Genomic DNA, 21,300 nt, shown 5'->3' on the forward strand with positions numbered 1-21,300 from the left:
AACGCACGCGAAGGCCTGACAATAGCTTTTTCTCAGGCATGTAGTAATTTCCTGCATTCTTCATTAGTTAATTCTTTAAGTAATCCGGTGTGCCTATTCTTTTCTTTATATAGTCTAAGCAATAACTCATTTAATTCCACTTTCTCCTCAATATTTAAATGGTGAAGATCAAAAGTTTGTGATTGATTCAGTAACTCGAGTAATTGATGCTGCTGGACTACTTCACAATCAGCAATAGAATTCAAAAATAATCGTAAGTTCAAATATGGCAGACACAGAGGGATACTATGAATAAATGCTTCATGTTCCCCTACCCACTCAAGATTAATTCCTAATAGCATAAGCCAGTGCTGTAACTTGCTCGCATTGTCTTGGAGTTTAGGCGGTAAAGAATAACGAATTGGAACTAATAAAGGTCTGCTTGCCAAAGGTAAACTCGCTTGGCCGAGTTGTTCCCTGATCCAATATTGGTAGAGAGCAACCAGGTCCACAACACATGGTTCTTGCAAGATGAATACCAAAACATATCGATTGTTTAAAATAACCCAGGATAGATTGCTTTTCTGGTTATCAATACCTTTGCTTATCTCAGCGAGTTGGTGGGGGTAAGGCTCGTAAATATCTGGGGCTATATTTTGACTTGGCTGCTCAAATAACTTATAGGATACTTCTTCCGACACATTATTTTTTGATTTTAGTGCAGAAAGCAATTGAGAAGTAAAAAAGTTAAAAACCAATCGCGGTTGCTGAAAACGTACCTCATGTTTGGTGGGATGCACATTTACATCCACTTCTGCAGGGTTCATTGTCAAGTACAACACACAAGCAGGAAAACGCCCAGGGTGTAGCAAGCCATCATAAGCCTGCTTCAATGCCTGGTTAATCAACTTATCTTTTACCATGCGCTGGTTGATATATACCCATAATCGATCATTTTGGCTGCGTTGAAAATTAGAACCACTTATCCATCCACAAAGTGTCATTGCCTCATGTTCCACGTCAAGATAAATGGCCTCTTTAACAAAAGCGCTTCCTAAGATTCGAGTTATTCGAGTTAAGCGGGTTTGTTCGCTGGTTACTGCAGGTAATGATAAAACCTGTTTGCCATTATGTTTTAGAGTCAGGGCAATCCCAGGAGCGCTTAAAGCAAAACGTTTCACTACCGTTTCTATTGCTTGAAATTCAAGTTTTTCACTTTTTAGAAACCGTTTTCGGACCGGGGCATTAAAAAATAAATCAACAACATCCACTGTTGTCCCCACACTACGAGCACAGGGAGAAACCGAACGTTCCGTTCCCTGCACCCGCAGCATCATTGCCGTCTCCTGGTGTTCCGTCTTCGAACTAATCGCAACTTTTGCTACCGAAGCAATACTCGCCAACGCTTCCCCACGAAAACCCATGCTGTCAATTGCATATAAATCTTCAAGCCTAGTAATTTTACTGGTGGCATGTGCGGCAATTGCTAAAGGCAGATCTTCGGCCACGATCCCTATTCCATTATCAATGACTTTAATTTGATTCAGACCACCATAACCGATTTCAATCGTAATCGTATCAGCGCCTGCATCAAAAGAATTTTCCAATAGTTCTTTAACTACTGATGCCGGTCGCTCTATTACTTCGCCCGCAGCAATTTGATTTGCAATAAGAGGCGGTAATTGATGAATTCTTATGCCCATGCCGGAGGTATCACCAATTTTTGTCCCGGCTTAAGCCGGGTAATGCCGCGTAAATGATTCGTGGATTGGAGTGCTGCAACTGAAACACGATAGCGGGCAGCTATAGCAGGCAGTGTTTCCCCAGCTCGCACGTAATGTATATTATTGGTAGTCATGGCCTCGATACGTGACCCATGAGGGGGATTCTCCCAGAAATACCCTTTAATGCCCTGAAAAATTGCCTGGCTCAAGCGGGACTGATAAGCAGGGTTGGTTAAATTTCGCTCTTCTACAGGATTGGAAATAAAACCAGTTTCCACCAAAATTGAGGGAATATCGGCAGATTTCAAAACTACAAATCCGGCTTGCTCCACTTTGTTATTATGTAAATTGGTAAAGTTTCCGAGTTGATTGAGTACCCGTCCCCCCATTTGCAATCCGGAGTTAATCGTAGCCGTTTGGGACAAATCAATAAGAACCGAACGCACAACTCCATTCTGATCATCCAAATCGCCTAAATTAACACCACCTAATTCGGAATAGTTTTCTTTTTCCGCAAGCCAACGCGCCGCTTCACTAGTTGCACCACGTTGTGATAAAGCAAAAACTGACGCCCCATTGGAATGAGGATTATTAAATGCATCCGCATGGATGGCCACAAAAACATCCCCATTGTATTTTCGAGCAATATCCAGGCGTTGTCTCAGACCCACATAATAATCTCCGGAGCGGGTTAATACCGCTCGCATCCCCGGCTGCCTGTCAATTAATTGTTTCAGCTTTAAGGTAATTGCCAATACCACATCTTTTTCGCGACTGTTTCTTGGACCGCGGGCACCAGGATCTTTACCTCCATGGCCTGCATCCAGAACAACAATAACATCACGCAAGTTCGAAGGTTTATTGCTAATTTTAACGGGTTGTTGATGGGCTAAAATAGGGCGTGTTGCCTGTTTTGCCTCGACTTTTACCGGCACCATTTGTTGGGATTTCTTTATTGTGGGGGTATTGAATTTTTTTGCTGCTAATGGCACCGGTTTTGGTGAAATAGATGCTGCTGCGGGTGGCACAAGCCCATTATGCAGCAAATCAACACGCACCCCTCCAAACGCCCCATTGGGTTTCCAGGGAGACGATCTTAATTGTACTTTTTGGTTGACCTCGAAAACCAGTCTCAATGTTCTTGGCTCAGAATGTCCACTGCGAACTTGTTTTATTAATCCATTAATTAGTCCTAATTGGTTTAAATCAACAGCCAATTGTGTTTCTTTTAAGTCCAGTACCACTCGTTCAGGATTACTCAAAAAAAATACCTTATGGGTGAATGGCCCATTAAGGGTGAAAAAGAGTGAGATTTGATTTCCTTGTTGTTTTACTACAATAGAATTCAACTGAGCACTATACGATGCAATGGAGCAGAAACACATTACAATAAAACAGCATAAGCGAACCATCATGTTTTACCTGCCAGGCGAGCCAAAATTCTGTTACCCGCTGCACTCAATGCCGTAATTTGCATTTCACGTCCAGCCCCTTTAATACTTAACTTAAAACTTATATCTACATTCGGCAATGTTTTACCTGCATTTTCAGGCCATTCAATACAACAAATGCTCTCCTGGGTAAAATAATCCCGGAATCCAAGGTATTCCAGTTCTTCTTCATGATGTATGCGGTAGAGATCGAAATGATGTATTGTTAGATGGTTGCAGGTATAACTTTCTACCAGTGAAAACGTAGGGCTTTTAATAGCAGATTGGACACCCAGCGCTCTAAGCATGGCACGAATAAGCGTAGTTTTCCCTGCGCCCAAATCACCACTCAAAGTAATGACCAGGGAAGGATGAAGACACGCAGCCAATAGAGTGGCGAATTGTTCGCTTGCTGCCTCATCGGCTAAATCTAGAGTGAGTACTGTCTGCTGTGATTGGCTCTTTATCATCATTCAGGATAATTTAATATATGAGGTAACACGTCTAATAGGTCACTGGCTAATAATCCAGCGCCCCCCAGTTTTTCCGCGATTTGATCTCCAGCAACCGCATGTGCCCAAACACCGCATTGCGCCGCATCAGCTAAAGAAAAGCCTTGGGCACAAAGTCCTGCAATAATACCGCTTAATACATCCCCCATGCCAGCACTAGCCATAGCCGGATTGCCTCGAGAGCACACAAAGGTATCGTGTTCGGGGGTTTGAATCACCGTCCCTGCACCTTTCATCACCACAACTCCACCATATTGCTGTTGAATATTTGCAGCTGCTTTATATCTATCTTTCTGAATCAGATCAGTGGAGCAAGAGAGAAGACATGCCGCTTCTCCAGGATGCGGAGTTAAAATCCAGTTATCATCCAATTGGGCGTGCGCTGACAATAATCTTAATGCTGAGGCATCAATAACCATGGGTAATTGCGAGGTTATCGCCGCGAAAAATAGACTAACTGCCCAGTCGCTTTCCCCAAGTCCTGGGCCAATTATACAAACTGTAGCCCGTGCCAGGAAAGGCATTAAATCCTTAGCATTTTTTACTCCGCTCACCATAGCCTCTGGAACTAATGATAAGGCGCTCTTTGCATGTTCAGGCCAAGTTGCAACAGTTACTGCACCCGCTCCTGCCCGCATTGCAGCTTTTGCCGCCAAACTGACGGCTCCCGGCATGCCTGGACCGCCTCCAATTACCAGAACATGACCATAGTTTCCTTTGTGTGAATTTTTTTTACGCCGAGCAAGCGGTAAGGATAAAGCTGCCGGGCTTAAAAGGCATGCTGCAGGAGTAAGCGCGGAGACACATGCATCAAGTTGTAACGAACAACAATGGATGGTGCCACAATAATCAGGACCGTCAGCGGTATACATACCCGCCTTCTGTGCGATGAAGGTTAGTGTGGTATTGGCTTTAACACAAAAATTTTGCACCTCCCCGGTATCGGCATTAAGACCCGAGGGAATGTCCAAAGCAACAACCGGTAGACCACTCGCATTTATCTGATGGATTGCCGAGGCAATAACTCCGTGCACTGGTCCTTTCAGACCAATCCCTAAAAGGGCGTCAATAATTAATTCTGCTTCACTGTCTAAAGGTTCATCGGCCGCTTGGCACTCAACTCCAGCATTTATCGCCATTAAGGCGGCATGCTGCGCTGCCAAGGGAAGGTCAGAGACTGCTTTGCACTGATAAATGGTAACGAATAAGCCATGCTCATGGGCAAGACGCGCCACGACATATCCATCTCCAGCATTATTCCCTGCGCCACAATAGACAGCGAGATATCGAATATGCGGATACAGTTTTAAAATAAGAGAAAAAGCCTCAGAACCCGCTCTCGACATGAGTTCATTTTCATCTAATTGATACAAAGAGGCTGCTTGTTGTTCACATGCTCTAATTTGTTCACAACGATACAGGGAATGTGCTGACATAGTCACCTTGTGCTCCAAATCTGCTATTTCGAACACTTTTCTTATGTAGACCGGATCCAGGAAAACAAAACCGGGGCTAAAAAGCCCCCGGGTTGCGGCTCACCTTCACCCAGCCTACTTCCATTTACTTGACTAATTTTAAAGAAGGCTTGCTTTTGGAAGCCGCAGGACCATCCGATTCCGACCCACTACCAGAAGATGCTGGAGGTGGCTCTTCTTCATCTTCTATGGCAAAAGCAATACCTCTTCCATTTTCTTTCGCATAAATTTCTAATACAGCCGCTGGGGGAACAAAAATTTGTTCCGTTTTCCCTGAAAAACGAGCAGTAAAAATAATCCTGTCGTTTTCCAATAGGAGGCCGCGAGTTGCTGCAGGAGAAATGTTTAATACAATACGCTCCTGGTTAACATGCTCTGTCGGAACCTGGACACCCGAATATGCAGCATTAACCAAGATATAAGGTGTTAATTCGTTATCTACAATCCAATCGTAGGCAGCACGAATTAGATAAGGTTTATTCGATGTCATTGTCATAATATTTATGCCGCTCTCAGTTGGCGCTCAGCATCAGTCAAACTTGCTTGAAACGAATCACGTTTAAACAAACGCTGCATGTAAGCGATTATTCCTTTAAACTCTGGGGTAATTTCAATTCCCAATCGGGGCAAGCGCCACAATAAAGGTGCTAATGCACAATCCAATAGAGAAAATTCATCACTTAAAAAATAGGGCTTATCTGCAAATACGGGATCAAGCGCTGTTAAGCTTTCAAATAAATTTGCTCTGGCCTGCTCTGCATTATCATCCCTTAAAATCCGATTCATTAAATAATACCAATCATGTTCTATCCTGTGCATCATTTTTCGTGTCTCGGCACGGGCAACAGGATATACAGGTAATAAGGGGGGATGAGGAAAACGCTCATCTAAATATTCCATGATAATACGTGGCTCATAAAGCACCAATTCTCTATCAATTAAAGTGGGAACAGTTCCATAGGGGTTCACTGATAAAAGATCAGCGCTTGGCTCAGCCTGTCTGGCAGCAAGAATTTCTACATTCACCCCTTTTTCAGCCAACACAATTCGAACCTGGTGGCTGTAGACATCATCTGTATCCGAAAATAAAGACATTATAGTGCGCTTCGCAACAATTGCCATGAGCAACTCCTATTTAATTCATCAAAACCTTCTAAAAGGTAAAGTTCACAAACAAAACCCGCACTTTACCACATTTTTGCCTTTTTGGGTTACTTTCCGCCGATTTTTCGCCAATAAACCGTTTTTAAACCCAGAACAAGAAAAAACAAAACCAATAAAAAACCAACTACAAAAAATCCCATATGCAGACGTAGGGGCTGCTCTGGTTCACTAACATATGCAAGAAAAGCTACCAGATCGTGTAAATGGGTCTCAAATTTTCCCTGGGGCAGTTCATGACTCAAGGTTTCAAGAATATTAGGCATAGCCACATCAGGAACCAGCCGGTTATTCGTTCCAAAGGGTCTGGCATCATCCCTATAAAACCCATTTAAGTAACTGTAAAGCCATTGAGTTCCTTTTTCCCGAGCAACGAGAGATAAATCCGGGGGCACAATTCCAAACCATTGTTTTGCATCTTCGGGGGGCAAAGCAATGCGAATGGGATCATTTATTGTTGCTTGAGTAAAAATTAAATTATTTTTTAACAAATCTTCATTTATTCGCCCATCAAACTGAGTCAACCCCAAACCTTTGGCCATTTGATTATAGCGTAAATATTTTAAAGAATGGCAGCCAGAACAATAATTCATAAATAGTTTGGCGCCTCTTTGCAAACTTTCCCTATCTTGGATGTTGTCCTTTAAAGGATGCGCCAGAACAATTGAATTGATAAGCAAAGCCGCCATCAATGCCAACACGTAAACAATACATGTTTTCCTAGGCATTATTGCCCTCCAATACGTGCAGGCAAGATATGGGTTGATTCAAAACGCGTATAAAAAGGCATCAATAAGAAATAGGCAAAATATAATCCGGTGCTGACGCGGGCCATAAATAAACGTGTAGGAGTTACAGGGATGGTTCCCAAATAGCCTAACAAAATAAACGCACCCACACCTAAAAATAACATCATTCGGGAATAGTTACCTTTATAGCGCATCGAACGAACTGGACTGCGATCAAGCCAAGGTAAAAAGAAAAGCACTACTATAGCCATTCCCATACACATTACACCCATTAATTTATCCGGGATGGCCCGCAAAATGGCATAAAATGGCGACATATACCACATGGGCGCAATATGATCCGGCGTGATTAAAGGATTTGCTGGAGCAAAGTTATTATGTTCCAAAAAGTACCCTCCCATTTCAGGAGCGAAAAATACCACGGCAAAAAACAGGATGAGGAAAGCTACTACCATCACTAAATCTTTAATTATGTAATAGGGATGGAAGGGAATTTTATCTATGGGCTTACCATTGGCATCCACTTCATTTTTTATGTCGATCCCCTCGGGATTATTTGACCCCACTTTATGCAAGGCAACAACGTGCAAATAGACCAGCAAAAAGAGTAAGAAAGGGAATGCAATCACATGCAAAGCAAAAAAACGTTGCAATGTCGCATTGCCCACCGTGTAATCGCCTCTTAACCAAACAACCAAGCTTTTGCCGATATAAGGAATTGCACTGAGTAACGAAGTAATTACTTCAGCTCCCCAGTAAGACATTTGTCCCCACGGCAATAAATAACCAAAAAAGGCCCCCGCCAGCAACAAGACATAGAGAAACATTCCCAAAAGCCACACCAATTCTCTGGGTTTTTGGTATGAGCCATACAATAAGCCACGAAACATGTGCAGATAGATAACAATAAAAAAAGCGGAAGCTCCAGTCGAATGCAGGTAACGGAATAACCAACCAAAATTTACATCCCGCATGATGTATTCTACGGAAGAGAATGCCTGCTCAGCACTTGGGGTATAAAACATGGTTAACCACAAGCCGCTAACGAATTGATTTAACAAAACCACCAATGCCAGTGATCCAAAAAAGTAAAAAAAATTTAAATTTTTGGGAAGATAATAAGCACTGAAATAATTTTTCAAAGTGCTCTTCAGCGGAAAACGCTCGTCGAGCCAATTAAGAAGTCTATTCATTAAATCCAGCCCTTTCTAGTAGCAATTGTAATTGTAGCCTGGGTGCAGACATGGAATCTATGCCTTATCTTCGCCTATGACCAGAGTATGTTCATCGATAAAATAATAGGGTGGTACTTCCATATTAATCGGGGCAGGAACATCTTTAAAAACTCTGCCTGAAAGATCGAACGCAGAACCATGGCAGGGGCAAAAAAAACCACCGGGCCAATCAGGCCCCAAATCTCCAAGATTCGGTTTGTATTTGGGAGAACACCCAAGGTGCGTACAAATTCCTATGAGCACCAGATATTCCGGATTAATTGAGCGATGTGCGTTGGTCGCATAGGACGGTTGCTGACGGGTTCGCGAATGGGGATCGCGTAATCTTGAAGAATGTGTAGTTAACCGTTGCAGCATTTCCTTGGTACGTCTGATAATCCATACGGGTTTACCACGCCACTCCACTACCGCTTGTTCGCCTGGTTCTAAATTACTTAAATCCACCTGCACAGGTGCGCCCTCCGCTTGGACTTTCGCACTGGGAAACCAGGAAGAGATTAAAGGGGTAACTGCGCATAAAGCCCCTATTCCTCCCAAAACACAGGTGGTCTTTAGCAAAAATCGGCGGCGATCTTCATCTACTAGATCGTTTTTTTCCTGATCAGGATCACTAATTTGATTCACCATATCGTCTGCTGATGTTGTTCAAACTATACGGTTGCAGCGATTGCGATTTATAAAATAAATTTTCCGGATTCCGCATCGCTGCACCCAGAGTTACCAAATAGAAATAAAAAACCCCGCTTCTGCGGGGTCTATTAACCAAAAAACGATTAACGTTTTGAGTATTGAGTTGCACGACGTGCTTTGTGCAAGCCCACTTTCTTTCTTTCAACACGACGTGAATCACGAGTTAGCAAACCACGTGCACGCAGTTTTCTACGAACAGAGTTTGGATTCGGTTCAGCATCTTCTGCCAATCCTTTTTCGTCATATGCAACTAGTGCTCGGGCGATACCCAAACGTACAGCACCTGCTTGACCGGAAATTCCGCCACCAGTTACTGTCACATAAACATCAAATTTATTAACAAGGTCAACGGTTTCTAATGGCTGCATAACAACCATGCAAGAGGTTTCACGGCAGAAATATTCTTGTAAAGTGCGACCGTTTACTTTGATGTCGCCTTTTCCTGGACGTAAAAACACACGAGCTGTTGAACTTTTTCTACGGCCAGTGCCATAGTATTGCTTCATTTCAGCCATAATACTTATTCCTCAATCTCAAGTTGCTTGGGTTGCTGTGCAGTATGTGGATGTTCGTTACCAGCATATACTTTCAGCTTACGATACATCTCTCTACCTAAAGGGTTTTTGGGTAACATGCCTTTAACAGCAAGTTCGATAATTCTAACAGGATTTCTAGCCTGTAATTTTTCAAAACTATCTGATTTTATTCCACCAGGATATCCAGTGTGACGATAGTACATCTTGTTTGTAAATTTACGGCCAGTCACAATAACTTTTTCCGCATTTGTAACAACGATGTAATCGCCTGTATCAACATGGGGGGTGTACTCAGCTTTATGCTTGCCACGTAACCGACGGGCAATCTCACTTGCTAAGCGACCTAAAACTTTATCGCTGGCATCAACCACTAACCAGTCACGTTTGACTTCATGGCTTTTGGCACTAAATGTCTTCATTAAATGAACTCCGAACCGCCTAAATTGGTAATCTTCTATCATGGACGGGCGATTTTAACCAAAACAGAAACATCCTACAAGTAAAAAGGATAAAAATTTATAAACAATTAATTAAATCCGTGTAAATATAACAAATTTCATACAAGAATCACAATGATTTTTTATTGGATCAGAATTAGGCTGGTAAGCTAAACCCGGGAAAAAATATAATGATTCTACAAGTGCCCTTTCTGGCAGCGGATCATTCTTGATCGATTAATAATTGTTCGACAATCCTGCCGGCAACCAGATGCTTTTCTATTATTTCATCAATATCCGCAAAAGATGAATAAGTATACCACACACCTTCAGGATAAATCACAATACATGGGCCGGAGCTGCAACGCCCAAGACAACCTGATTTGCTCACGCGAATTTTACCTGGACCATGCATTTCCAATTCTAGGAGGCGCGACTTCATATGGTCAAAAAAAGGTTCACCACCAGTATTGGCACAGCATTGCTTGCCCGCAGCCTTTTGGTTAGTGCATATAAGAACATGTTTTTCGTAGTAGCCCAATGAATTACTTTCCTATAGATTCAATTTTTGTTTTTAATTTTAATCCGGGTTTAAAAGTAACCACTCTTCGAGCCACTACAGGAATCTCTTCTCCTGTTTTGGGATTTCTACCCGGTCTTTGGGGTTTATCCCTTAGGGTAAAATTACCAAACCCGGATAACTTTACATGATGTCCATGTTCCAGAGCATGCCGCAATTCTTCAAAAAAATTTTCGACCAATTCTTTTGATGCAGGTTTGGACAGTTTAAGTTCATCACTCAAGGTTTCTGCTATTATTGCTTTGCTTAGTGCATTCACGGTTATTCCCTCAATATGATTGAAAATTCATTTTCTAACGTATTGATTATAGCACTAATTAGAGAATTAATCTCTGCATCAACCAAAGTGCGACTTTCATCTTGCAACGTCATAGCAACAGCCAGGCTTTTCTTTCCTTTAGGCACCCCCTCGCCTGTATAAACATCAAATACATCAAAAGATTTTAACCAGTTCTCTTTAATTATTGTCCGAACAACGGCCTCAATTTGCATCACACTCACATCAGAATCAACTAGGAAAGATAAATCCCGACGGATTTGAGGGTATTTGGAAATGGTTTTATACCGTGGCGCCTCTTGTCCAAGCAAGGCTGCTAAATTAATTTCAAATATCAGGACGTCATCTTGCAAATCCAGGGCATCGGTTAAACGTGGGTGCAACATCCCCATCCATCCCGCAGGCACACCATTAATTTTTATTTGTGCTGATTGCCCCGGGTGTAAGGCATCATGTGCGGCAGCTACAAATTCAACGTGTTTTAACTTGAGAGAAGCAAATAAGGACTGGAGATCTCCTTTAAGATCAAAAAAGTCAAAAGCGCGTGTGGACTCACACCAATTAACGCCTCCTTGTTCTCCCATTAACAAACCCGCAACACAAGGACGTTCAATAAGTTGTCCTTTATTCACATCGAAAACGACACCAATTTCAAAAAATTTAACCGCATTTTGCTGACGATGGACATTATAAATCATGGAAGCAATCAGGCCAGGCCACATCCCGGCGCGCATTTGCGATAGCTCGGAAGAAATTGGATTAAGTAACTGCATGAATTCTTTTTGCGGATACAGTTCATGTTGTAATTCAGGATCAACAAAACTGTAACTGATTGTTTCATGATATCCTCGGTTACTGAACCAACGGGATAGTTTGGCCGCTATTTCTTCATTCCCGCAGGTTGTTCCAGATTGTACAAATGTGGTCGCAGGTTGTGCGTGTAAATTATCATAACCATACAAGCGAATAATTTCTTCAACCAAATCGACATCCTGTTGAATATCAAAACGATGCGAAGGAATGATTACATCAAGAAAATTATGGTGTTCTTTGCTTACTACAATCCCAAGTCCACCTAATAAATTTTTCATTTCTTGCAATGAAATTTCGAGACCCGTCAATTTCTTAACTTTATCAGTATCAAAAGTAAAGCTTACTATTTCGGGCAAATGGGCTTGCTCATAAGACTCGATAACCGGCCCAGCTTCTCCCCCTGCAATTGATAAAATTAAGGCAGTAGCTCTTTCTAGGGCTTGCATCTGCAAGCAGGGATCGACTCCTCGTTCAAATCGTTGTGATGAGTCACTGAACAAGCCAAATTTTCGCGCAACTCCAGCAATAACAACAGGATTAAAATAAGCACTTTCCAAAAATACGTTTCGGGTATGGGCTTGAACAGAGCTGGCTTCCCCACCCATAATACCCGCCAAGGCCAAAGGTTTTTCCTGGTCGGCGATAACTAATACTTTATCATTTAAAGTCAGCTCCTGACCATCAAGTAACTGCAACTGTTCTTGGCTGTTGCTAAAGCGCACATTAATCTCGTCCTTGATTGTTTCCAGATCAAAAGCATGCATGGGTTGACCCAATTCAAGCATGACATAATTCATTACATCTACAACAGGATGCAAGGTGCGAATGCCGCCCCGGCGTAAACGCTCACCCATCCATAAAGGAGTTGTTGCTTTGGAGTTAATGTTGCGAATTACTCGACCACAATAGCGAGGACAGGCTTCGGGATTCTTCAATTGTATTGATAGTACATCATCAATACTTGGGGTAACCTCCTCAATGGATGGTTGCAGCAGGGGTAATTTATTTAATACAGCAACCTCGCGGGCAATTCCCAGGACACTAAAACAATCGGCACGATTAGGGGTGAGATCGACATCGAAAATATGATCATCAAGAGTTAGATATTCACGTAGATCCATACCAACAGGAGCATCCTTTTCCAGCTCCAGGATGCCTTCAGAGTGCTCGGCCATCCCCAATTCACTCACAGAGCAAAGCATTCCCTGGGATAATTCACCCCTTAATTTAGACTCTTTAATATTAAAGCCGCCTGGCAAGCGCGCTCCTACCATTGCCAATGCCACCTTTAATCCAGCCCTGACGTTAGAAGCACCACAAACAATTTGCAGGGGTTTTCCTGTATTGGCATTCACTTCACATAGAGTCAGTTTATCTGCATTAGGATGAGGTTTGGTACTAAGAACTTCGGCTACAATAACCTGAGTAAACTCCCCTGCCACCGGACTCACTGCATCCACTTCCAGGCCAGCCATAGTCAATTGATGTGCTAATTCTTGTTCAGTTAATGAGAAGTTCACCCATTCACGTAGCCATAATTTACTTAATTTCATTTATAAGTCCTTACCACCTGATTAAACTTTTTATTAAGCCGAGTAGGCATCTCTATCATCGTCTATCTATTGGGCTTTAATACTTAATATTATTACTTACCTATTCAATGTGTGTTTTTCAAAACTGACTTAGAAAAGTAAGATCATTTTCAAACATCATACGCAAGTCATCGATTCCATAATAAAGCATCGCCAATCTATCTAAACCCATACCAAATGCCCAACCCTGGTATTCATCTGGGGAAATATTTACTGCCTTAAGCACATTGGGATGCACCATACCGCAGCCTAAAACCTCAAGCCAACCGGTAAACTTACAAGACCGACATCCTTTACCGCTGCATTGCGTGCACTCAATATCCACTTCTGCAGAGGGTTCCGTAAAAGGAAAATAAGAAGGTCTAAACCGTAAGGCTAGTTTGCGGCCAAAAAAATGGGCAAACAGATCCTCAAGTAATCCTTTCAAGCTGGCTAAAGTAGCTTGCTGGTCAATTAATAACCCTTCTACTTGATGAAACATCGGCGTATGGGTCAGATCGGAGTCACAACGATAAACACGCCCGGGGGCAATCAGGCGAAATGGGGGCTTTCGTTGTTCCATAGCACGAATTTGTACTGGCGAGGTGTGTGTTCTTAATAGGCGTCCATCGCCGAAATAAAATGTATCATGCATCGCACGTGCGGGATGATGTCCTGGGATATTTAATGCTTCAAAATTATAAAATTCTGTTTCTATTTCAGGTCCATCAATTATATCGAACCCCATTCGGCTAAAAAATTCATTAATACGATGTTTCACTTGCGTTACCGGATGTAATGAGCCACTATCTTTTTTACGCCCTGGAAGCGTTACATCGACCCGTTCCGCGGAAAGTTTTTCCAGTAATTGCTTTTCTTTGAGTTCAAGCATTTTGCTTTCAATCAGTTCACTGATTTCACGTTTTGCCTGATTTACCAGTTGGCCTATTTTGGGTTTTTCTTCGGCCGATAGATGGGCAAGACTCTTTAAAATTTCAGTTAACTTGCCTTTTTTGCCTAAAAAATCAACACGAATTGCTTCCAATCCAGCTATATCTTGCGCGTTCTTAATTGCTTCAGAAGCTTGCTCTTGTATGGTGATGATATCCTGCATAATTATACCCACAAGTAAAAAGGAGGCCGCAGCCTCCTTAAATAAATTTTATCTCATTCAGTGTTCTTAATTCGTTGCAGCCCGGGCCGCAATTAGAACCTTAAACACTGTAAAAGATTATTTTGCTAATGCAGCCTTAGCTTGTTCCGCTATTGCAGCAAATGCTACTTTGTCATGAACAGCCAAATCAGCCAATACTTTTCTATCCAGGTCAATTGATGCTTTTTTCAACCCATCAATCAAGCGACTGTATGATAAACCGCACTCACGAGCTTGCGCATTAATACGTGTAATCCATAATGCACGGAATTGACGTTTTTTCTGGCGTCGGTCACGATATGCGTATTGACCTGCTTTAATTACTGCTTGTTTCGCCATGCGATAGGTTCGGCTACGGGCTCCGTAATAACCTTTTGCTTGGTCTAAAACCTTCTTGTGACGTGCTTTCGCTGTCACACCACGTTTAACTCTTGGCATTTTTCATTCCCCCCATTAACTACCGTGCAACATGCGTTCTGCTAAACGCGCATCGCATCGTTTTAAAGTACCAGCTTCCACGCGCAAATGGCGTTTTGCCTTGGTAGACTTTTTGGTAAGGATATGATTTCTATAAGCACCGCGACGTTTAATCGCGCCACTTGCTGTCTTACGGAAGCGTTTAGATGCTCCGCGATGTGACTTTAACTTCGGCATAACAATATACTCCGCATTTGTTCAGCTACTTACTTTTTTTAGGTGCCAAGACCATCAGTAATTGCCTTCCTTCGCGTTTCGCATGCTGTTCTACCACTGCAAATTCAGCGGTATCTTGCTGTAAACGCTCAAGAATCTTCATACCAAGTTCTTGATGAGCCATCTCACGCCCACGAAAACGCAGCGTAATTTTGACTTTATCACCGTGATTTAGGAAACGTATCAGGTTGCGTAGCTTGACCTGATAATCCCCATCTTCCGTCGTAGGACGGAATTTTAATTCTTTGACTTGAATTTGCTTCTGCTTTTTCTTTGCTTCAGCTTGTTTTTTACTCAATTCAAAGAGAAACTTGCCATAATCCATGATGCGGCATACAGGAGGTTTGGCTGAAGGGGATATTTCCACCAGATCCAATCCACCTTCTTCCGCTGCACGCAAGGCCTCCCTTGTGGGGACTATTCCTGCCTGATTACCATCGACATCAATTAAGCGTACCTCAGGTACATTGATCTGTTCATTAATTCGTGCGCGATCATTTTCACGCTTAGTTGGTGCACTAATGGTTTAATCCCCCCTGCTTGTTAATTACTAATTGATCCTTTACGAGCAATTTCTTGCGTCAAGGTATCACAAATTGTATCTATTGTCATCACACCCAGATCGGCTCCTTCACGAGAACGCACTGCCACCTGGTTTGATTCAACTTCTTTATCACCTATCACCAAGAGATAGGGTACTTTTTGTAATGTATGTTCGCGAATTTTAAAACCAATTTTCTCATTTCTCAAGTCATAGATGGCACGAATACCTTTTTTTTGCAAAATTTGCGTAACTTTTTTGGCGTACTCATTTTGTTTTTCACTAATTGTTAATACCATTGCTTGCACTGGGGATAACCATAAAGGCAGCTTTCCTGCATAATGTTCTAACAGAATACCCATAAAACGTTCGAAAGACCCTAAAATCGCGCGATGCAACATCACCGGTATTTGTTTACTGCCGTCTTCAGCTACATAGGAAGCATCCAACCGGCCAGGCATTGAGAAGTCTACTTGGATGGTTCCGCACTGCCAAATTCTGCCTAAACAATCGGATAGAGAGCATTCAATTTTCGGTCCATAGAAAGCACCTTCTCCTGGCGCATCAACCCATTCAATACCTCTATCTTGCATTGCCTGCTTTAAGGCACCTTCAGCTTTATCCCATACCTCATCACTGCCAACCCGTTTTTCAGGACGTAGTGCCAAACGATATTTAATTTCATTAAATCCAAAGTCAGTATATACAGACTGAACCAGCTCTAACATCATGGCCACTTCTGACTGAATTTGATCTTCTGTGCAGAAGATATGCGCATCGTCTTGCACCATGTTGCGAACACGCATCAGACCGTGTAACGCCCCCGAGGGCTCGCAGCGATGACAATTACCAAATTCTGAGAATCTTAGCGGCAAGTCTCTATAGCTTTTTAAGCCTTGATTAAATACCTGGACATGACATGGACAATTCATTGGCTTCACTGCATAGTGACGATTTTCTGTCTCGGTGACAAACATTTCATCTCTGAAGTTAGCCCAATGTCCTGATTTTTCCCACAGTACCCGATCGACTAATTGCGGGGTTCGGATTTCCTGATAGCCAAAATCAACCAGGCGGTGGCGCATGTAACGCTCGAGTTCCTGATAAATTGTCCAGCCTTTGGGATGCCAAAAGACCATTCCAGGAGCAATGTCCTGAAAATGAAACAGCTCCAAATCCTTACCTAATTTACGATGGTCACGTTTCTCGGCTTCTTCCAGACGGAATAGATAATCCGCTAAAGATTTTTTATCTGCCCAGGCGGTACCATAAATACGTTGCAACATTTCATTATTGGAATCGCCTCGCCAATAAGCACCTGCCAATTTGGTCAGTTTGAATGCTTTCAAAAATCCAGTGGAAGGGACATGAGGACCACGGCACAAATCTTCAAAATCACCTTGCCTGTATAAAGACAACACTTCACCTTCAGGGATATCGGCAATAATTTTCGCTTTATATTCTTCCCCAATATCTTTGAAATACTTGATAGCCTCATCACGGGGCAATTCCCTGCGACTCACAGGATAATTTGCCTTGGCTAAATCCACCATTTTTGCTTCAATTAATTCCAGATCTTCAGGAGTGAATGGTCTTTGAAAGGCAAAATCATAATAGAAACCGTCTTTAATTACCGGACCTATAGTGACTTGAGCTGTTGGGAAAAGGCTTTTGACTGCTTGCGCTAACAAATGTGCTGTTGAATGACGGATTACCTCGAGGCTTTCTTCCTGCTTTTCGGTCAGGATAACCAATGCACAATCATCTTCAATGAGAAAAGAAGTATCGACCAGGCGATCGTCAACACGACCTGCCAAAGCAGCTTTAGCTAAACCAGGGCTTATATTATAAGCCACATCATAGACAGTCAAAGGCGCTTCAAAATGTTTTATACTTCCATCAGGTAATTTAATGTTTGGCATAATTTTATCCGTAAGCACTTCTTTTCAAAAAAAAACCCTGCATGGCAGGGCTTAAACCTTTATAAGAGGAGTCAAACTCAAGCATTATTCCCAAATGAAAGTGGGCGCTCCTGGAATACGATTAAGTTGCATGGTAGGCACGAGTGGGATCGAACCACCGACCACCACCATGTCAAGGTGGTGCTCTACCACTGAGCTACGTGCCTATAAAAAGACCTGCATTTAATATTGGAGTGAAGTATATAATAAGGTGGCAATACAAAGCAATGTTTATGTATCAATAAATGCTCTAATTCTCTCTGTATTTCTCTTATTTTTAATATACTCAGCGAAAACTGCAGCTAAAGCATAGAAAGGCTCAAATGGAGGGGAACCATTCAAGCCATAATTTTGCGAGGTTAACTGCTATGAGTTATCCACTTTTTCTTCAGTTGGACTGCTGTGATATTGTTCCATCTTCTATCACGTCATGGCTGGACATTGAGAAACCTCTTCCATAGGTTTCAGGTGGATTATACTTTTTCAGTGTTATATGTCAACTTTTAATTTCTAATGGAAACTATTGGTTTCCTATAATTAATTATTTTTGAACAGTGGCTTGCGTTTTGTTATACTTCATTTCTCGAAAAAACTTGAAACTGCATCATATGGAAAAAGTTAATTTGGCAAAACAATTTGCTGAGCGCCTACGCGATGCCATGCTTGCGGCAGGGTTTGACTCCCAACGTTCAACATCAGGAGTTTGTATCCACAAGCTCTCTGAAATTACGGGATATTCTGTGCAGATATGCCGCAAATATCTTCGTGGAGAGGCTATCCCCGAGCCAGCCAAGTTAATGGAAATCGCCGTAAAACTGCAGGTTTCCCCAGGATGGCTATTATTTGGAGGCTCTCACTATACTCAAGATGTTGCCCGAGGAAAAATATCGGTGAGTAAAAATTTGCTGCACTATCTGTTCACAAAAACCCCGGATCTTTATAACAGCACGCATTTGAAACAGGAACTACCTGATTTTTTAATGGAATTAATCAATGATGTGACCCTCATTAATGCTGATGATGAACAATCTAAAAAAATTGTTGATTTGGCTTTAGCTTCCGTGAAACATTTTAGCCAAGCTCAAAATTAAGTATTACAGGAATTAGTATTATTGATTCAGGTTTATCTTCTCTCATCATCACTTCAATCTATTTCTTCATTTGTCTTAATAGTGATATCATTGCATTTTAAAAAAACACTCTGAGTTTATATGCTGCTCCATTATCTTTTCATCATAGGCATTTGTGTGGAAGCGGTCACCGGCGCCTTAGCAGCTGGCCGCAAAAAAATGGATTTTTTTGGGGTCATGCTGATTGCAAGTATTGCTGCATTAGGTGGAGGGACTGTAAGGGATACTTTATTTAATACTTATCCGCTTACCTGGGTTACTCATCCTGAATATCTGCTGTATACCTCCTTTTGCGCATTCCTGACGATATTTTTTGCCCACTCATTGATTCGGATTTTGAAACTTTTTTTAATTCTTGATGCCCTTGGCTTATCTACCTTTGTGATTATCGGCACCCAAAAAGCCCTCAACCATGGTTTATCGCCGAGCATCGCCATTATTAGCGGCATGATCACAGGTATTTGTGGAGGGATGTTACGAGATATCTTGTGTAATGATATCCCTCTGGTCTTAAGAAAAGAACTGTATGCCGTTATTGCCCTTGCCGGTGCATTACTTTTTATTGCTTTGGACTATTTTCATACCCCGGAAAATATTAACGTAATTGCTACCTTTGTCAGTATCTTTGTGGTTCGACTCATCGCAATTTTCTTCCATATTGAAATACCCGTTTTTGACTATTCAGAAAGTCTCAGAAAACGTAGAAGAAAATTGTAAGATGCAAAACAGCAGGTAAAGCCTGCTGAAACCAGACAGAAGAAAGGATCCCGGGTTGAGCAGCACCCGGGCGGGAATCCTTTTAAATCTCTTTCACCTCAATAATACTCACTTCCTCTACGGGTACATCAGCATGTCCCATTCGCTGCCCTGTTTTTACTTTGGCAATCGCATCAACAATATCCATACCTTCAACGACTTCACCAAATACACAATAGCCATATCCTTGCATATGCTCCCCACTGTAATTAAGGAATGCATTATCGGCCACATTTATAAAGAATTGCGCTGTTGCAGAATGTGGGTCCATTGTCCGTGCCATTGCAATTGAACCGCGTTTATTGGGTTTCGCATTTTTTGCTTCATTTTTAATGGGTTCTTGAGTAGATTTCTGTTTCATGTCTGAATCAAGACCACCCCCTTGAATCATAAACCCTGCAATAACACGATGGAAAATTGTATTATTATAAAAACCACTGCGTACATAATTGAGAAAATTTTCTGCTGTAGCTGGAGTATTTTCTGTATCTAACTGTATATGAATATCACCTTTAGATGTACTAATTACAACCATTTTATCTCCTGTCATTTTTTAAGATTGATTGAGACCCATAAAAAAGCGCTGCCTTTTCATAGGGCAGTATTCGTTAATGAAGTAAATGGCAAGGTAAGCCATTAGTTCGAACTCTCGTTAATTATCAACTCGCGCATTTTATCACAAACATCGTGCATTACATGAACATTATGTATGCTTGCCAATGCCGTAAATAAATTTGTTTTTTGTTTGGCTAACTGATGTAAATAGGAACGGGAATAATTCCGGCAGGTATAACACGAACATTGTTTCATAATGGGCGACATATCATCAGCGAAACAGGATTTCTTGATTTGAATCCGTTCATTCTCATAATCACTCACGAAACGTAACCAGTTTCCTTGCCGAATTAATTCACCACAATATAAAGAGCCATGCCGTGCATTACGCGTTGGAGCAACACAATCGAACATGTCAATTCCTTCGGCAACTACATCGAGAAGATCCTGAGGAGACATCCCTACACCCATGGTATAGCGCGGTTTCTGTTCGGGTAAGTAATCCCGCACCCAACGAATCACCTCAACGGTCGTTTTCATATCAAAACCAATTGTTTCTCCCCCAATGGCAATTCCCTCAGTATTCATGGAAGCAATAAAATCCGCACTTTCCCGACGTAAATCTTTAAAAGTCCCTCCCTGGATAATGCCAAAAAGCGCCTGCTGATAGCCATATCTCGAGTTGGGGTGCTGGTGGTGATATTGCAGGGATTGCTTTAACCACCGATGGGTCCGTTCCATAATATGACTTACTTCATCTTTAGTACAATTATCAGGGGTACACTGATCGAAAGCCATGATAATATCGGCGCCAATAATTTTTTGGGTTTCCAAAGACATTTCTGGCGTCATATGAATTAATCTCTGACTGCCAGGTAATCTGAAGTGAGCCCCTTCCTCATCAATAGTGCAAATTTCTTTATTCTTGGAGAGACTAAAAACCTGAAAGCCACCGCTATCGGTTAACATGGGTCCATGCCATCCCATAAACGGGTGCATTCCCCCCGCTTTTTCAATAACCTCCATCCCTGGAGCACACAACATATGATAAGTATTTCCACCTAAGATAATTTGACTGTGGGCATCACGCAACTCCGGGGGAGTCATATTGTTTACCCCAGCACGGGTGCCGACGGGCATAAATACAGGAGTAACAAATTCACCATGGGCTGTAGTGACACGTGTTACCCGTGCCTGGGTAGCGGAGTGCTTATGCAACACATTGCAAGAAAAAGTTTTCATTTGCTTAAAATAATTCAAAACGCCGATAATAGCCAAGTCATACTCAGATTACCAGCATTAGCCATGTTAAAAATGAAGCAATTTATGCTATCATGCGCGC

At 42.0% G+C, this 21,300-nt stretch carries 23 protein-coding genes and 1 tRNA gene; 2 read left to right on the top strand and 22 right to left on the bottom strand.

Annotated features, from left to right (window positions below; genetic code table 11):
* Positions 1-32 precede the first annotated feature (32 nt).
* The 20 genes from mutL to KYQ_RS14410 all read right to left on the bottom strand — a co-directional run bounded on the left by mutL (position 33) and on the right by KYQ_RS14410 (position 17,684).
* On the bottom strand, positions 33-1,682 hold the full coding sequence (mutL, locus tag KYQ_RS14310) for a DNA mismatch repair endonuclease MutL (RefSeq protein WP_010652457.1): 1,650 nt from the start codon (positions 1,680-1,682) through the stop codon (positions 33-35).
* Entirely contained in the window at positions 1,673-3,118 is a 1,446-nt protein-coding gene (locus KYQ_RS14315) for an N-acetylmuramoyl-L-alanine amidase (RefSeq protein ID WP_029489065.1), read from the bottom strand. The genes mutL and KYQ_RS14315 overlap by 10 nt, the downstream gene beginning before the upstream one ends.
* Positions 3,115-3,606, bottom strand: coding sequence for a tRNA (adenosine(37)-N6)-threonylcarbamoyltransferase complex ATPase subunit type 1 TsaE (tsaE, locus tag KYQ_RS14320; protein ID WP_010652455.1), 492 nt, complete (start codon positions 3,604-3,606; stop codon positions 3,115-3,117). Before tsaE ends, KYQ_RS14315 begins: the two co-directional genes overlap by 4 nt.
* Positions 3,603-5,081, bottom strand: coding sequence for a bifunctional ADP-dependent NAD(P)H-hydrate dehydratase/NAD(P)H-hydrate epimerase (locus KYQ_RS14325; protein ID WP_010652454.1), 1,479 nt, complete (start codon positions 5,079-5,081; stop codon positions 3,603-3,605). The genes tsaE and KYQ_RS14325 overlap by 4 nt, the downstream gene beginning before the upstream one ends.
* 124 nt (positions 5,082-5,205) lie before the next feature.
* A complete protein-coding gene (locus tag KYQ_RS14330) occupies positions 5,206-5,616 on the bottom strand; it encodes a ClpXP protease specificity-enhancing factor (RefSeq protein ID WP_010652453.1) in 411 nt (136 codons plus the stop codon).
* A gap of 5 nt (positions 5,617-5,621) precedes the next feature.
* Positions 5,622-6,242, bottom strand: coding sequence for a stringent starvation protein SspA (gene sspA / locus KYQ_RS14335; RefSeq protein ID WP_010652452.1), 621 nt, complete (start codon positions 6,240-6,242; stop codon positions 5,622-5,624).
* Between the two features lie 89 nt (positions 6,243-6,331).
* Positions 6,332-7,009, bottom strand: coding sequence for a cytochrome c1 (locus KYQ_RS14340; protein WP_010652451.1), 678 nt, complete (start codon positions 7,007-7,009; stop codon positions 6,332-6,334).
* Entirely contained in the window at positions 7,009-8,223 is a 1,215-nt protein-coding gene (locus KYQ_RS14345; RefSeq protein WP_010652450.1) for a cytochrome b, read from the bottom strand. Before KYQ_RS14345 ends, KYQ_RS14340 begins: the two co-directional genes overlap by 1 nt.
* A gap of 57 nt (positions 8,224-8,280) precedes the next feature.
* Positions 8,281-8,892, bottom strand: coding sequence for a ubiquinol-cytochrome c reductase iron-sulfur subunit (petA, locus tag KYQ_RS14350; RefSeq protein WP_010652449.1), 612 nt, complete (start codon positions 8,890-8,892; stop codon positions 8,281-8,283).
* Positions 8,893-9,038: 146 nt separating this feature from the next.
* Positions 9,039-9,470: a 30S ribosomal protein S9 gene (gene rpsI, locus KYQ_RS14355; protein ID WP_010652448.1), complete on the bottom strand. Its 432-nt coding sequence runs from the start codon at positions 9,468-9,470 to the stop codon at positions 9,039-9,041.
* Positions 9,471-9,475: 5 nt separating this feature from the next.
* Positions 9,476-9,910, bottom strand: a complete 435-nt coding sequence (gene rplM / locus KYQ_RS14360; RefSeq protein ID WP_010652447.1) for a 50S ribosomal protein L13 — start codon at positions 9,908-9,910, stop codon at positions 9,476-9,478.
* A gap of 241 nt (positions 9,911-10,151) precedes the next feature.
* Entirely contained in the window at positions 10,152-10,469 is a 318-nt protein-coding gene (locus tag KYQ_RS14365) for a (2Fe-2S) ferredoxin domain-containing protein (protein WP_010652446.1), read from the bottom strand.
* A gap of 4 nt (positions 10,470-10,473) precedes the next feature.
* Positions 10,474-10,767, bottom strand: a complete 294-nt coding sequence (locus KYQ_RS14370) for an integration host factor subunit alpha (protein ID WP_010652445.1) — start codon at positions 10,765-10,767, stop codon at positions 10,474-10,476.
* Positions 10,768-10,769: 2 nt separating this feature from the next.
* A complete protein-coding gene (pheT, locus tag KYQ_RS14375) occupies positions 10,770-13,151 on the bottom strand; it encodes a phenylalanine--tRNA ligase subunit beta (RefSeq protein WP_019350203.1) in 2,382 nt (793 codons plus the stop codon).
* 118 nt (positions 13,152-13,269) lie between these two features.
* Complete coding sequence (gene pheS, locus KYQ_RS14380) at positions 13,270-14,283, bottom strand: phenylalanine--tRNA ligase subunit alpha (protein ID WP_010652443.1); 1,014 nt, start codon at positions 14,281-14,283, stop codon at positions 13,270-13,272.
* Between the two features lie 117 nt (positions 14,284-14,400).
* A complete protein-coding gene (gene rplT / locus KYQ_RS14385) occupies positions 14,401-14,760 on the bottom strand; it encodes a 50S ribosomal protein L20 (RefSeq protein WP_010652442.1) in 360 nt (119 codons plus the stop codon).
* A 15-nt stretch (positions 14,761-14,775) separates the two neighbouring features.
* Positions 14,776-14,976, bottom strand: coding sequence for a 50S ribosomal protein L35 (gene rpmI, locus KYQ_RS14390; protein WP_010652441.1), 201 nt, complete (start codon positions 14,974-14,976; stop codon positions 14,776-14,778).
* 25 nt (positions 14,977-15,001) lie between these two features.
* Entirely contained in the window at positions 15,002-15,538 is a 537-nt protein-coding gene (gene infC, locus KYQ_RS18395) for a translation initiation factor IF-3 (RefSeq protein ID WP_035718296.1), read from the bottom strand.
* Between the two features lie 20 nt (positions 15,539-15,558).
* Positions 15,559-17,478 carry a threonine--tRNA ligase gene (thrS, locus tag KYQ_RS14400; RefSeq protein WP_010652439.1) on the bottom strand — a complete coding sequence of 640 codons (1,920 nt, stop codon included), beginning with the start codon at positions 17,476-17,478 and terminating at the stop codon, positions 15,559-15,561.
* A gap of 131 nt (positions 17,479-17,609) precedes the next feature.
* Positions 17,610-17,684: transfer RNA gene (locus KYQ_RS14410), tRNA-Val, on the bottom strand.
* Between the two features lie 441 nt (positions 17,685-18,125).
* Here KYQ_RS14410 and KYQ_RS14415 point away from each other — a divergent pair.
* Together KYQ_RS14415 and KYQ_RS14420 are read left to right on the top strand one after the other, a co-directional pair.
* Positions 18,126-18,608 (top strand): helix-turn-helix domain-containing protein, encoded by a 483-nt coding sequence (locus KYQ_RS14415; protein ID WP_010652438.1) that lies wholly within the window; start codon positions 18,126-18,128, stop codon positions 18,606-18,608.
* A 120-nt stretch (positions 18,609-18,728) separates the two neighbouring features.
* The gene (locus tag KYQ_RS14420; RefSeq protein ID WP_010652437.1) at positions 18,729-19,364 is read left to right on the top strand and encodes a trimeric intracellular cation channel family protein; all 636 of its coding nucleotides are present in this window, start codon (positions 18,729-18,731) and stop codon (positions 19,362-19,364) included.
* An 82-nt stretch (positions 19,365-19,446) separates the two neighbouring features.
* Here the strand turns inward: KYQ_RS14420 and KYQ_RS14425 are convergent, their stop codons facing one another.
* Together KYQ_RS14425 and tgt are read right to left on the bottom strand one after the other, a co-directional pair.
* Positions 19,447-19,938: a peptidylprolyl isomerase gene (locus KYQ_RS14425; protein ID WP_019350205.1), complete on the bottom strand. Its 492-nt coding sequence runs from the start codon at positions 19,936-19,938 to the stop codon at positions 19,447-19,449.
* Positions 19,939-20,039: 101 nt separating this feature from the next.
* Positions 20,040-21,200, bottom strand: coding sequence for a tRNA guanosine(34) transglycosylase Tgt (tgt, locus tag KYQ_RS14430; protein ID WP_029489066.1), 1,161 nt, complete (start codon positions 21,198-21,200; stop codon positions 20,040-20,042).
* Positions 21,201-21,300: the final 100 nt, after the last annotated feature.

The organism is Fluoribacter dumoffii NY 23, assembly GCF_000236165.1.
GTDB lineage: Bacteria > Pseudomonadota > Gammaproteobacteria > Legionellales > Legionellaceae > Legionella > Legionella dumoffii.